The 12,963-nt window shown below is 71.2% G+C and carries 14 protein-coding genes; 8 read left to right on the top strand and 6 right to left on the bottom strand.

Annotation, left to right across the window (positions count from 1 at the left end; genetic code table 11):
* Positions 1-62 precede the first annotated feature (62 nt).
* Together M8J74_RS14855 and M8J74_RS14850 are read left to right on the top strand one after the other, a co-directional pair.
* Complete coding sequence (locus M8J74_RS14855) at positions 63-779, top strand: DsbA family oxidoreductase (protein WP_249836848.1); 717 nt, start codon at positions 63-65, stop codon at positions 777-779.
* Between the two features lie 95 nt (positions 780-874).
* Positions 875-1,927 carry an aminotransferase class V-fold PLP-dependent enzyme gene (locus M8J74_RS14850; protein WP_249836847.1) on the top strand — a complete coding sequence of 351 codons (1,053 nt, stop codon included), beginning with the start codon at positions 875-877 and terminating at the stop codon, positions 1,925-1,927.
* A gap of 66 nt (positions 1,928-1,993) precedes the next feature.
* Here the strand turns inward: M8J74_RS14850 and thpD are convergent, their stop codons facing one another.
* The 6 genes from thpD to M8J74_RS14820 all read right to left on the bottom strand — a co-directional run bounded on the left by thpD (position 1,994) and on the right by M8J74_RS14820 (position 7,209).
* Positions 1,994-2,881, bottom strand: coding sequence for an ectoine hydroxylase (thpD, locus tag M8J74_RS14845; protein ID WP_249836846.1), 888 nt, complete (start codon positions 2,879-2,881; stop codon positions 1,994-1,996).
* Positions 2,882-2,888: 7 nt separating this feature from the next.
* Entirely contained in the window at positions 2,889-3,293 is a 405-nt protein-coding gene (locus M8J74_RS14840) for an ectoine synthase (RefSeq protein WP_058926099.1), read from the bottom strand.
* A gap of 59 nt (positions 3,294-3,352) precedes the next feature.
* Positions 3,353-4,624 (bottom strand): diaminobutyrate--2-oxoglutarate transaminase, encoded by a 1,272-nt coding sequence (gene ectB, locus M8J74_RS14835; RefSeq protein ID WP_372500186.1) that lies wholly within the window; start codon positions 4,622-4,624, stop codon positions 3,353-3,355.
* A gap of 76 nt (positions 4,625-4,700) precedes the next feature.
* A complete protein-coding gene (gene ectA, locus M8J74_RS14830) occupies positions 4,701-5,216 on the bottom strand; it encodes a diaminobutyrate acetyltransferase (RefSeq protein WP_249836845.1) in 516 nt (171 codons plus the stop codon).
* 307 nt (positions 5,217-5,523) lie between these two features.
* Positions 5,524-6,057, bottom strand: a complete 534-nt coding sequence (locus M8J74_RS14825) for a DinB family protein (RefSeq protein ID WP_249836844.1) — start codon at positions 6,055-6,057, stop codon at positions 5,524-5,526.
* Positions 6,058-6,108: 51 nt separating this feature from the next.
* Positions 6,109-7,209 carry a pyridoxal-phosphate-dependent aminotransferase family protein gene (locus tag M8J74_RS14820; RefSeq protein ID WP_249836843.1) on the bottom strand — a complete coding sequence of 367 codons (1,101 nt, stop codon included), beginning with the start codon at positions 7,207-7,209 and terminating at the stop codon, positions 6,109-6,111.
* A gap of 187 nt (positions 7,210-7,396) precedes the next feature.
* Here M8J74_RS14820 and M8J74_RS14815 point away from each other — a divergent pair, with 187 nt between their 5' ends.
* From M8J74_RS14815 to M8J74_RS14790, 6 genes are all read left to right on the top strand, one after another.
* The gene (locus tag M8J74_RS14815; RefSeq protein WP_249836842.1) at positions 7,397-8,248 is read left to right on the top strand and encodes a transporter substrate-binding domain-containing protein; all 852 of its coding nucleotides are present in this window, start codon (positions 7,397-7,399) and stop codon (positions 8,246-8,248) included.
* Positions 8,245-9,078, top strand: a complete 834-nt coding sequence (locus tag M8J74_RS14810) for an amino acid ABC transporter permease (RefSeq protein ID WP_249836841.1) — start codon at positions 8,245-8,247, stop codon at positions 9,076-9,078. The genes M8J74_RS14815 and M8J74_RS14810 overlap by 4 nt, the downstream gene beginning before the upstream one ends.
* The gene (locus M8J74_RS14805; protein ID WP_249836840.1) at positions 9,075-9,884 is read left to right on the top strand and encodes an amino acid ABC transporter ATP-binding protein; all 810 of its coding nucleotides are present in this window, start codon (positions 9,075-9,077) and stop codon (positions 9,882-9,884) included. Before M8J74_RS14810 ends, M8J74_RS14805 begins: the two co-directional genes overlap by 4 nt.
* A 70-nt stretch (positions 9,885-9,954) precedes the next feature.
* Positions 9,955-10,746, top strand: coding sequence for a PIG-L deacetylase family protein (locus M8J74_RS14800; protein WP_249836839.1), 792 nt, complete (start codon positions 9,955-9,957; stop codon positions 10,744-10,746).
* 24 nt (positions 10,747-10,770) lie between these two features.
* The gene (locus M8J74_RS14795; RefSeq protein ID WP_249836838.1) at positions 10,771-11,862 is read left to right on the top strand and encodes an amidohydrolase family protein; all 1,092 of its coding nucleotides are present in this window, start codon (positions 10,771-10,773) and stop codon (positions 11,860-11,862) included.
* A gap of 144 nt (positions 11,863-12,006) precedes the next feature.
* Entirely contained in the window at positions 12,007-12,912 is a 906-nt protein-coding gene (locus tag M8J74_RS14790) for an SCO1860 family LAETG-anchored protein (protein WP_249836837.1), read from the top strand.
* Positions 12,913-12,963: the final 51 nt, after the last annotated feature.

Genomic DNA, 12,963 nt, shown 5'->3' with positions numbered 1-12,963 from the left:
CTGCTTGAACGTTCACCCACTCGGCGGAGGCGGCCTCCGTACCCGTACGAGCTGGAGAGAACATGAAGGTCGAGATCTGGTCGGACATAGCGTGCCCCTGGTGCTACGTGGGCAAGGCGCGCTTCGAGAAGGCGCTCGCCGCCTTCCCGCACCGCGACCGGGTCGAGGTGGTGCACCGCTCCTTCGAGCTGGACCCGGGCCGCGCCAAGGGTGACGTCCAGCCCGTGATCACCATGCTCACCAGGAAGTACGGCATGAGCGAGGCCCAGGCGCAGGCCGGCGAGGAGAACCTGGGCGCGCAGGCCGCCGCCGAGGGCCTGGAGTACCGCACCCGCGACCGCGACCACGGCAACACCTTCGACATGCACCGCCTGCTGCACCTCGCCAAGGAGCGGGGCCGGCAGGACGAGCTGATCCAGGTCCTGTACCGGGCGAACTTCGCCGAGGAGCGCTCCGTGTTCTCCGAGGGCGACGAGCGGCTGGTCGAGCTCGCCGTCGCCGCCGGGCTGGACGCGGAGGACGCCCGCAAGGTCCTCGCCGACCCCACCGCCTACGCCGACGACGTCCGCGCCGACGAGCGCGAGGCCGCCGAGCTGGGCGCCAACGGCGTCCCCTTCTTCGTTCTCGACCGCACGTACGGCGTCTCCGGCGCCCAGCCCGCCGAGGTCTTCACCCAGGCGCTGACCCAGGCCTGGGGCGAGCGCTCCCCGCTGCAGCTCCTCGACCAGGGCGACGCGGACGCCTGCGGTCCCGACGGATGCGCGGTGCCGCAGAGCTGAACACGCAGGTCGGGGCGCATTCATAAGTCCTGCTTAGGGAAACCACGCAGAAAACGGCAATGGACTATGGGTTCCCCGGGGCCCAGAGTGGACTCATGGAGACCTTCGAGAGCCTCGTCCGCGCCGAGTTCGCCCCGGAGAGCACCTACCTCAACACCGCGAGCAACGGCCTGCTGCCCGCCCGCACGGTGACCGCCCTGCACCAGGCGGCGCTGCTGCGGGCCCAGGGCCGTCCGCTGACCCCGCTGCACGAGGACGTGGAGGCCTGCCGGGCCGGGTACGCCCGGCTCGCGGGTGTTCCCGCCACCCGGGTGGCGGCGGGCGCCTCCGTCGCAGCGCACACCGCGGTGATCGCCGCCTCGCTGCCGTCCGGCGCCGAAGTCCTCACCGCCGAGGACGACTTCACCTCGGTCCTCAACCCCTTCCACGTCCGCGGCGACCTCAAGGTCCGTGCGGTGCCGCTGGAGGGGATCGCCGAGGCGGTCCGCCCCGGCACCGCACTGGTCGCCGTCAGCGCCGCGCAGTCCGCGGACGGGCGCGTCGCCGACCTGCCCGCCCTGCGCGAGGCCGCCCGCGCCCACGGGGCGCGCACCTACGTCGACTTCTCGCAGGCCGCCGGCTGGCTGCCGGTGGACGCCGACGCCTACGACTTCAGCGCCACGGTCTCCTTCAAGTGGCTGCTCGGCCCGCACGGCGCGGCCTTCCTCGTGGTGCCGGAGGACTTCGGCGGGCTCACCCCGGTGCTCGCCGGCTGGGTCGCGGGCGAGCGGCCGTGGGACAGCTGCTACGGCCCGGTCGCCGAACTCGCCCACTCCGCCAGGCGGTTCGACCTCACCCCGGCCCTCTTCACCTTCGCCGGACTGCGCCGCTCGCTCGACCTGATCGAGGAACTCGGCGTGGCCGCCGTCCAGGCGCACGACGTGGCCCTCGCCGACCGGTTCCGCGAGGGGCTCGCGCGCCTCGGGCACGAGGCGGTGCCCGCGCCGGGCTCGGCGATCGTCTCGGTCCCCGGGCTCGGCGACCGCCAGCCGGCCCTGAGCAGGGCCGGCATCGAGGTGTCCGACCGGGCCGGCAATCTGCGCGCCTCCTTCCACCTCTACAACACGCCCGCGGACGTGGACCGTCTGCTGGACGCGCTGTCCGGGTGACGGACGCGACCGGGCCGGGGCCTCCCGTCCCACACGAGGAGGCCCCGGCCCGGTGCTTTCAGGGGGTCACTTCACCGGGGTGAAGTCCCGGGCGCCGATGAACTCGGGGCGCCGGATCGGCGCCGCGAACGGCTCCACCGCCTTGTTCTCCACGCTGTTGAAGACGATGAAGACGTTGCTGCGCGGGAACGGCGTGATGTTGTCGCCGGAGCCGTGCATGGCGTTGCAGTCGAACCAGGTCGCCGAACCGGCCTTGCCCGTGAACAGCCTGATGCCGTACTGGCTCGCCATCTCGGTCAGCGCCTCGTCCGAGGGCGTGCCCGCGTCCTGCATCTGCAGCGACTTCTTGTAGTTGTCCTTCGGGGTGGCGCCGGCGCAGCCCAGGAACGTCCGGTGCGAGCCGGGCATGATCATCAGCCCGCCGTTGGTGTCGTAGTTCTCGGTCAGCGCGATCGAGACGGACACCGTGCGCATGTGGGGCAGGCCGTCCTCGGCGTGCCAGGTCTCGAAGTCCGAGTGCCAGTAGAAGCCGCTGGCCCCGAAACCGGGCTTGACGTTGATCCGCGACTGGTGGACGTACACGTCCGAGCCGAGGATCTGCCGGGCCCGGCCGACGACCCGCTCGTCGCGCACCAGCTTCGCGAACACCTCGCTGATCCGGTGCACCTCGAAGACCGAGCGGATCTCCTTGGACTTCGGCTCGACGATCGACCTCTCGTCGGCCCGGATCTCCGGGTCGGTGACGAGCCGCTCCAGCTCACGCTGGTAGACGCCCACTTCGTCCGGGGCGATGAGCTGGTCGACGGCGAGGAAGCCGTCCCGCTCGAACGACTGCAGATCGCCGGTCGAGATCGGGCCCGGGGTGTCGGGGGCGCCCCACACGACGGGGTCCTGGCGCGGGACCGACACCTCGGTGGTGCCGCGGGTGGGGTAGAGATCGGTGACGGTGGTCATGGGGTTCTCACACCTCCTCGGGCTCGGTGAGCAGCGGGTAGACGCCGTTCTCGTCATGGTCCTCCCGGCCGGTGACGGGCGGGTTGAAGACACAGATGCAGTGGAAGTCCTCCTTGACCTTGAGCGTGTGCCGCTCGTGGCCGTTGAGGAGGTACATGGTGCCGGGCGTGATGTGGTAGGTCTGCCCGGTCTCGCGGTCGGTCAGCTCGGCGTCGCCCTGGGTGCAGACGACGGCCTCGATGTGGTTGGCGTACCACATGTGGGTCTCCGTGCCCGCGTAGAGGATCGTCTCGTGCACCGAGAATCCGACCCTCTCCTTGGCCAGGACGATGCGCTTGCTCTCCCAGGTGCCGGACGCGGATTTCACATGCCGGTCGGTGCCTTCGATCTCCTTGAACGAGCGGACGATCACTGTGCTGCACTTCTCCTTTGTCGGCGGGTTTCTCGGTGGGTCGCGCGTACGGCCGGGGTTCAGCGGGTCTCTCGTACCGCCCGGGCGACGACGCTCAGCCCCTCGTCGAGCTCGTCGGCCGTGACGGTCAGGGCCGGCAGCAGCTTGACGACCTCGCTCTCCGGGCCCGACGTCTCGATGAGCAGGCCGAGTTCGAAGGCGCGCCGCGCGACCCGGCCGGCGCGCTCCTTGTCGTGGAACTCCATGCCCCACACGAGCCCGCGGCCGCGGTACTCCTTGACCTCGCCGCTGTTCTCCTCGGCGATGGCGGCCAGCGCCCGCTCGACCTGCTCGCCGCGCGTGCGGGTCTGCTTCTCCATCGCCGAGCCGTCCGCCCAGTACGCCTCCAGCGCGGCGGTGGCCGTGACGAAGGCCGGGTTGTTGCCGCGGAAGGTGCCGTTGTGCTCGCCCGGCTCCCAGATGTCCAGCTCCGGCTTGAACAGGCACAGCGACATGGGCAGTCCGTAGCCGCTGATGGACTTGGAGACGGTGACGATGTCGGGCGTGATGCCGGCCTCCTCGAAGGAGAAGAAGGCGCCGGTGCGGCCGCAGCCCATCTGGATGTCGTCGACGATGAGCAGCATGTCCTGCCGCTCGCACAGGTCGGCGAGCGCGCGCAGCCACTCGGGGCGTGCCACGTTGATGCCGCCCTCGCCCTGCACGGTCTCCACGATCACCGCGGCGGGCTTGTTCAGACCGGAGCCCTGGTCCTCCAGCAGCCGCTCGAACCACAGGAAGTCCGGGACCTGACCCTCGAAGTAGTTGTCGAAGGGCATCGGCGTGCCGTGGACCAGCGGGATGCCGGCGCCGGCCCGCTTGAAGGCGTTGCCGGTGACGGCGAGGGAGCCGAGCGACATGCCGTGGAAGGCGTTCGTGAAGGACACGATGGCCTCGCGGCCCTTGACCTTGCGGGCGAGCTTCAGCGCCGACTCGACGGCGTTGGTGCCCGTCGGCCCGGGGAACATGACCTTGTACGGCAGGTCCCGCGGGCGCAGCACCAGGTCCTGGAAGGTCTGCAGGAAGGACCGCTTGGCGGTGGTCGACATGTCGAGCCCGTGCGTGACGCCGTCCCGCTCCAGGTAGTCGATCAACGCCCGTTTCAGGACCGGGTTGTTGTGGCCGTAGTTGAGCGAGCCGGCGCCGGCGAAGAAGTCCAGGTACTCGTGGCCGTCCTCGTCGTACATACGGCTGCCGTGCGCACGGTCGAAGACGGTGGGCCAGCCGCGGCAGTAGCTGCGCACCTCGGACTCGAGGGTCTCGAAGACGCTGAGGTCGGGCTGGGTGATGGTCACGACGAATCGCTCCTCGTTGCGTGGGGGAGTGCGTGGGGTCGTCAGCTGCGAGTGAGGGAGTGAGGGGTGGCCGGCGTCAGTGGGAGAGCGGGCCGATGCGGTACAGGACTTCCGGGTCGTGCGGACCGTCGGGGAACAGGCCGGTGTCGAACAGCACCTCGCGCTCCACCCCGGCGCCGTGCCGCTCGGCGAACGATGTGAACAGGCGCTCGGAGGCGGTGTTGCCGGGCGTGATGGTGGTCTCGATCGCGGTGATCCGGTGTTCGCCGGTGCACCGGGCGACGAGCCCGTCCAGCAGTGCGGCCGCCAGTCCCCGCCCGCGCTGGGCCTCGTCCACCGCCACCTGCCAGATCAGCAGGGTGCGCGGACGGTCGGGCCGCACGTAGCCGGTGACGAAGCCGACGGCCTCGCCGTGCTCGTCGCGCGCCACGGCCGAGGTGGCGGCGAAGTCGCGGCACCACAGCAGATAGCTGTACGACGAGTTCAGGTCGAGCACCTTCGAGTCGCGCGCTATCCGCCACAGCGCTGCGCCGTCCGTCACCGAGGGACGGTCGATTTGCAACTGTGCTGAATCTGCTTGTGCGGCGGTCATGCAAATTGAACTTACCGAGAGGAATTCAAAAATGCATGGCCGATCTGGGTTACGTGTGGGCGGTGCGTATGTTATCGCGCGGGCGCGAGTGGACTCCGGAGTCGCGACCGAAAGGGCCTGTTTTGGCCGGTAAATACCGCACAAAACGGGCCGCTTGTGTAACGTGTCACACCCGTGTAACCCTCACGAGATCTGCCCGAATCACCCCCGCCGACGTTCGCGAAATCTTTGCGTTTAGGGCCGGGGAGAGCGGGCAGGAGAAGACGGGAAGCTGCCTCGGAATTGTATTGAGTAAATGCCGCAGAATTCAGGCGCCGGTAACTCCGTCGATACGCTCGCGCAGGATATCGGCGTGCCCGTTGTGCCGGGCGTACTCCTCGATCATGTGGATGAGCACCCAGCGCAGGCTCACCTCGGCGCCCGCCATCGGACCGTCGGTCAGCCGCCCGGTCTGCTCCAGCGGCCGCCCGGCGCACAGCTCCCGGCCCCGGGCGATCTCCCGGCGCCAGACGTCCAGCGCCTCCCGCAGCCCCCGCGCGGGATCGAGTCCGTACCCGCTCTCGTTGCCCTCGCCGTACACCGGCGGTACGTCCAGCCCCGCCACCGTCCGCTGGAACCAGTTCCGCTCCACCTCGGCCATGTGCTGCACGAGCCCGAGCAGCGTGAGCGCCGACGGCTCGGCCGCGGCGGCCCGCACCTGGGCGTCGTCCAGCTCCTTGCACTTCAGCTCCAGCGTGGCGCGATGGAAGTCGAGCCAGCTGTCGAGCATGGGGCGTTCGTCGCCGGTGAGCCGGGGGACGGGGCGGCCGTCGGGAAGGACGGGGCGCGTCTCGATGGTCATGCGGGCAGCATGGCACGCGGGTCCGGCAACGCCGTCTCGAATCGGCCGCGGTCAGTGCCAGGCGTTCTCCGCCGCCCGGCGCGCACCCTCCGGGTCCACGGTCAGCCCCTGCTCCGCCAGTGCGGCACCCAGCGCCGCCAGGCATCCCTGCACGGTCTCCGGCGTCGCGTCCGGGCCGTAGTGGTTGACCCGGATCATCTCCTTGGCCAGCGCGCCCCCGCCCGCCGCCAGCGGCAGGGCCGGGTCCGCTGCCAGGGCCCGTGCCACCAGCCCCGAGGCCACCACCCCGGCCGGCGTCCGAAGCGTCGTGGCGACGGGCGCCGCCTCCCGGGCGTCGTGGACGTACGGCTCCAGGCCTCCGCCCAGCGCCTGGGCCCCCGCCCGGGTGGCCGCGGCCGCCGTGCGATGGCGGCCCATCACCGCCTCCAGCCCCTGCGCCTCGATCCGGTCCAGGCACGCCTCCAGTGCGAGCATCTCCAGCTGCGCCGGAGCGTGCGGCAGCACCTTCCGGCCGCCGTCGAGCCACCGCTCCTTCCAGTCGAGGAGTGAGAGGTAGGAGCGGCGCGGCGCCGCGGGGTTCGCCGTCATCCGGGCCCACGCCCGCGCGCTCACCGACACCGCCGACACCCCGGCCGGGCCGCCCATCGCCTTCTGCGCGCCGATCACGCACAGGTCCACGCCCCACGCGTCCACCAGCACCGGCTCGGCCCCGACGGAGGCGACCGCGTCGACGTAGAACAGCGCGCCCCGCTCCCGTACCACCTCGCCGATCTCGGCGACCGGGTTGGTGTTGCCGGTCGCCGCCTCGGCGTGGACCAGGGAGACGAAGTCGATCTCCGGGTGCTCGGCGAAGGCCTTCCGGACCTGTTCCGCGCTCACCGCCGTGTGGAAGGGCACCGCCAGGTCGATCACCGTCGCCCCGCAGTCCCGCAGCCAGTTCCCGAACGTCTGCCCGTACGGCCCCGTGATCACGTTCAGGGCGGTGGATCCGGGGCCCGCCGTCCCGCGGATCGCCCCCTCCAGCGGCAGCAGCGCCTCGCCCTGCATGATCACGACGTCCTGCTCGGTGCCGAGCAGCCGGGCCACCCGGTCCTCGACGGAGGCGAACCGCGCGGCGCTCAGCGGGGGCAGATCGAGGAAGGGGTGGGTCACGGCGGTGCTCTCCTCGTTCACGAGTGGTCGGCTCAGTCGAGGGTATCCGCCCCTGATGACCCTCCTGTCGCCTCCCCGCGCTTGCGACTTCTTAGGCCGGGCGGCCTCGTCACCATCGGTTTGATTTGAGAGACCCAAACTTCTCCTTATAATCGGAACCCACAGTTCCCACACAGGAGGCCACCCCGTGACAACGTTCTCCGGCCGCCGGACCCGCGTCCTGGCCGCCACCACCGCCACGGCCGGGCTGGTGCTCGTGGCCGCCTGCACCTCCAGCGGCAGCGGCGGCAGCGGCACCAAGACCGCCGCCGGCGGGGTCCAGCTCGTCAAGGCCGGTCAGCTCACCACCTGCACCCATCTGCCCTACCCGCCGTTCCAGTCGGAGATCGACGGCAAGGTGCAGGGCTTCGACGTGTCGATGATCGACCTCGTCGCCAAGGACCTCGGCGTCAAGCAGCAGATCCTCGACACGCCCTTCGAGAACTTCAAGACCGGCGCCTTCCTCAACTCCGGCCAGTGCGACCTGGCCGCGGCCGGCATGACCATCACCGCCGAGCGCAAGAAGAACGTCGACTTCTCCGACCCGTACTTCGACGCCACCCAGGCCCTGCTCGTCGGCAAGAACAGCGGCATCACCTCGCTCGCCGACGCGAAGGCGAAGAAGGTCAAGCTCGGCGCCCAGGCGCAGACCACGGGCGAGGACTACGCCAAGAAGCAGGGCTTCGACCCGGTCTCCTTCGAGTCCTCCGACGCCGTCCTCAACGGTCTGCGCGCCGGCCAGGTCAAGGCCGTCGTCATCGACTACCCCGTCGTCCAGGGCTGGCTGAAGGACAAGGCCAACGCGGACGCCTTCAAGCTCGCCGGCCAGATCAACACCGGTGAGCAGTACGGCTTCACGGTGAAGAAGGGCAACACCAAGCTGCTCGCCGCCGTCAACAAGGCGATCAAGAACGCCAAGGCCGACGGCACGTACAAGAAGCTGTACGAGAAGTGGATCGGTCCCTACGACGCCGCCGCGGCCTCCCCGTCCGCCTCATGACCGCCACCGACGTACGACTCCAGCCGAAGAAGAAGGGGCTGACCCGGCGTCGGAAGCGCAGCCTGTCGAGGGGAGTGCAGTACGTCGTCTTCGTCGCCGCCGTGATCGCCTTCGCGGTCTCGGCGGACTGGGGGCGGCTGAAGAACCAGTTCGCGCAGGGCAGCATCGCCAAGCAGATGTTCCCGGACGTCATCACCCTGGCGCTGAAGAACACCGTGCTGTACACGCTGTCCGGCTTCGTCGTGGGGCTGGCGCTGGGCATGGTCATCGCCCTGATGCGGCTGTCGTCGGTCGGGCCGTACCGCTGGCTCGCCGGCGTCTACATCGAGATCTTCCGCGGCCTGCCGGCCCTGCTGATCTTCATCTTCATCGGGGTCGCCGTCCCCCTCGCCTTCCCGGGCACGGAGATCGTCGGCGGCACCTACGGCAAGGTGGCCCTGGCGCTCGGCCTGGTCGCCGCCGCCTACATGGCCGAGACCATCCGCGCCGGCATCCAGGCGGTGCCCAAGGGGCAGATGGAGGCGGCCCGTTCGCTGGGCTTCTCGCCCGCCCGCGCGATGACCTCGATCATCGTCCCGCAGGCGTTCCGCATCATCCTCCCGCCGCTGACCAACGAACTCGTCCTGCTCTTCAAGGACTCCTCGCTGGTCCTCTTCCTCGGCGTCACCCTGGAGGAGCGCGAACTGTCCAAGTACGGCCGCGACCTGGCCAGTACGACCGCCAACTCCACGCCCATCCTCGTCGCCGGCCTGTGCTACCTGCTGGTGACCATCCCGCTCGGCTTCGTCGTGCGCCGCATGGAGGCGAAGGCCCAGGAGGCCGTCAAATGAGCGAGCAGCCCGCCCCGGCCGGCCCGGAGATCGAGGTCCGCGGCCTGCGCAAGTCCTTCGGCGACAACGAGGTGCTGCGCGGCATCGACCTGGAGATCCGCCAGGGCGAGGTCGTGTGCGTCATCGGCCCCTCCGGCTCCGGCAAGTCGACGCTGCTGCGGTGCGTGAACCTCCTGGAGGAGCCGACGAAGGGGCAGGTCTTCGTCGGCGGCACCGAACTCACCGACCCGGACGTCGACATCGACGCCGTACGCCGCCGTATCGGCATGGTCTTCCAGCAGTTCAACCTCTTCCCGCACCTGACGGTCACCGAGAACCTCACGCTGCCCCAGCGCCGGGTGCTGCGCCGGGACAAGGCGGCCGCAGCCAAGGTCGCCGCCGAGAACCTGGAGCGGGTGGGACTGTCGGAGAAGGCGGACGCCTATCCCGCCTCCCTCTCCGGCGGCCAGCAGCAGCGGGTGGCGATCGCGCGGTCGCTGTCCATGGGCCCCGAGGTGATGCTCTTCGACGAGCCGACCTCGGCTCTCGACCCCGAACTCGTCGGCGACGTCCTCGCGGTGATGCGCGTGCTCGCCGACGAGGGCATGACCATGATGGTCGTCACCCACGAGATGACGTTCGCCCGCGAGGTCGCCGACCGGGTCGTCTTCATGGACGGCGGGGTGATCGTCGAGGACGGCAGCCCCGAACAGGTCATCGGCGCCCCGCGCCACGAGCGCACCCGGCACTTCCTCGCCCGGCTGCTCGATCCCGCGATGGCGCAGGTCGAGGAGGAGACCTCGGACCAGGTGGGCGGCAGCGGCTGACACGGGCGTACGAAACGGGGACATACATTCCTCTGTCGCCCACACGGCCGGAACCGCCATCATTCGGGCCATGACGACTCACGACGAGCCGGCCGGCCTCGGCCCCGGCACGCCCCTGCCCGCCCTGCCGGAGGACTGGGAGCGCTGCCTGGCCGTGGCCGCCCACCCGGACGACATCGAGTACGGCACCGCGTCGGCCGTGGCCCGCTGGACCGCGCACGGCAAGCGGGTGACGTACCTGCTGGCCACCCGAGGCGAGGCGGGCATCGACGGACTCCACCCCGACGAGGCGGGGCCGCTGCGTGAGGCGGAGGAGCGGGCCGGGGCCCGCGAGGTGGGCGTGGAGACGGTCGAGTTCCTCGACCACCGGGACGGGACCGTCGAGTACGGCCCCGCCCTGCGCCGCGACATCGTCCGCTCGATCCGCCGGCACCGGCCCGAGGTGCTGGTCACCGGCGCCCGTACCGTGCGCATGATCGGCGGCATGGTCAACCAGGCCGACCACCGCGCGGTGGGCCTCGCCGCGCTCGACGCGGCCCGGGACGCGGGCAACCGGTGGATCTTCCCCGAACTCGCCGACGAGGGCCTCGAACCCTGGGGCGGTGTCCGCTGCGTGTGCTTCGCCGGCGCCGAGCGCCCCACCCACGGCGTGGACGTCTCCGGTGAGCCGCTGGAGCGGGGCATCGCCTCCCTGGCCGCCCACGCCGAGTACACCAAGGGCCTCGGCGCGGCGGCCTTCGAGCCGCGGCCCTTCCTGACCTGGCTGGCCCGCCAGGGCGGCCCCGCGCTCGGCGTCGAGGCCGCCGTCCTGTTCGACGTGTACACCCTGGCCTTCGTGGGGCCGCCGCCCTGGGAGCGGTGACGGCCACCGCCTAAGGTGCGGGGCATGAGCGAACACGCGGTGCTGCACGTGAAGGGCCGGATCCTGGCCGGGGCCGAGGACGTCCGGGACGAACTGTGGGTGATCGACGGCCGGATCTCCTACGACCGTCCCGCGGGCGCCCGCGACGTGAGGACCGTCGAGGGCTGGGCCCTGCCCGGGCTCGTCGACGCCCACTGCCATGTCGGGCTCGGCCCGCACGGCCCGGTGCCCGAGGGCGTGGCCGAGAAGCAGGCCCTGACCGACCGGGACGCGGGCACCCTGCTCATCCGCGACGCCGGCTCCCCCTCGGACACCCGCTGGGTCGACGACCGCGAGGACCTGCCGAAGATCGTCCGGGCCGGCCGGCACATCGCCCGCACCGGCCGCTACATGCGCGGCTACGCCCACGAGATCGAGCCGGAGGACCTGGTCGAGTACGTCGCCCGGGAGGCCCGGCGCGGCGACGGCTGGGTCAAGCTGGTCGGCGACTGGATCGACCGCGGCCTCGGCGACCTGGCGCCCAGCTGGCCGCGGGACGCCGTCGAGGCCGCGATCGCCGAGGCCCACCGGCTCGGCGCCCGCGTCACCGCGCACTGCTTCGCCGAGAACTCCCTGAAGGACCTGGTCGAGGCCGGCATCGACTGCATCGAGCACGCCACCGGACTGACCGACGACCTGATCCCGCTCTTCGCCGAGCGCGGCGTCGCCATCGTGCCCACCCTCGTCAACATCGCCACGTTCCCCGAGCTCGCGGCCGGCGGTGAGCGCAAGTACCCCGAGTGGGCCGCGCACATGCGCCGGCTGCACGAGCGCCGCTACGACACCGTGCGCGCCGCCCACGACGCCGGTATCCCGGTGTTCGTCGGCACCGACGCGGGCGGCCACCTCGCCCACGGTCTGGTGGCGGGCGAGGTCGCCGAGCTGGTCACCGCGGGCATCCCCGCCGTCGAGGCCCTGTCGGCCACCACCTGGGGGGCGCGGAAGTGGCTCGGCCGGCCGGGGCTGGAGGAGGGCGCGGCGGCGGACCTCGTCGTGTACGAGGACGATCCGCGGGCCGACGTACGGGTCCTGGCGGCCCCGCGGCGGATCGTGCTGAACGGGCGGGTCGTCGGCTGACGCGTGCAACGCCTGTGCCCGGTGATTCGAAAACATTCACGTCGAATGCACGATGGGGTGAACTGGCGGCGGACGGCCGCCAGTTCACCCGTAGTGCGTAATTCTTGGCGGGTCCCGAGCAAGTCTCTCTGAGGGGTCCCCACCTTGAACGGCAAGAAATTCCGCATGCCCGCACGCCGTCTCGCCACCGTCGCGACGGCGACGGCCCTGGCCGCCGGTCCCACGGCCCTCGCCGCCGCGGGCACCGCGCACGCCACCGGCGACCAGGGGCGCGCGAGCGCCGTCGTCCTGCGCACCGGGCTCGACGTGTCCCTGCTCAACAAGACCGTGAACGTCCCCCTCGCGGTCTCGCTCAACGAGGTCCAGGCGCCGCAGAGCGCCGAGAAGACCGCGCTCACCGCGACCCTGGACGGCGTGAACGGCGGCAAGCCGTTCAGCGTCCTGGCCGCCGAGGTGGCGACCGCGAAGGCGACCGTCACCCCGGCGAAGGCCGAGGGCTACACCCACCTCGCCCACGCCAGGCTGCACGTCCCCGGGCTGCCCCTGCTGTCCCTCGTCGAGATCGGTCAGGTCACCTCGAAGGCGACCTGCGCGGCCGGCAAGGCCCCGGTCGCCGAGTCCAACCTGCTCGGCGGGGTCACCGTCCTCGGTAAGAAGGTCACCGTCACCACCGGCGGTACTACCGACGTCAAGGTACCCGGCATCGGCGAGGTGCGCCTGGACCTGTCCAGGAGGGAGACCACCTCGCGCACGGCCGCGGCCACCGCCCTGGAACTGAAGGTCTCCGTCAACCCGTTGAAGCTCAACGTGGCCGAGGTCGAGGGCACTCTCACCCTGGCGAAGGCGACCTGCGAGGCCCCCGCCGCGGCGGCCGCGCAACCGAGCACGGCACCCTCCGGCGACGTCGAGCCGCAGGGCGCGCCCGGCAAGGAGGCCAACCTCGCGGAGACCGGCGGCAGTTCCATGACGCCGTACGTCGCCGGAGGGGCGCTCGCCCTGGTCCTGGCGGGCGGCGGCGCGCTGGCACTGGCCCGCCGCGGCAGGAGCTGACCCGCCTCCGTCCCTCAACGGGCCCACGGGGAAAGGGCCGCCGTCGCTGAT

Source organism: Streptomyces panaciradicis, assembly GCF_023516615.1.
In the GTDB taxonomy this organism is placed as follows: domain Bacteria; phylum Actinomycetota; class Actinomycetes; order Streptomycetales; family Streptomycetaceae; genus Streptomyces; species Streptomyces panaciradicis.
Note: the sequence above shows the minus strand (reverse complement) of the source record. Positions and strands in the feature narration are given on the sequence as shown.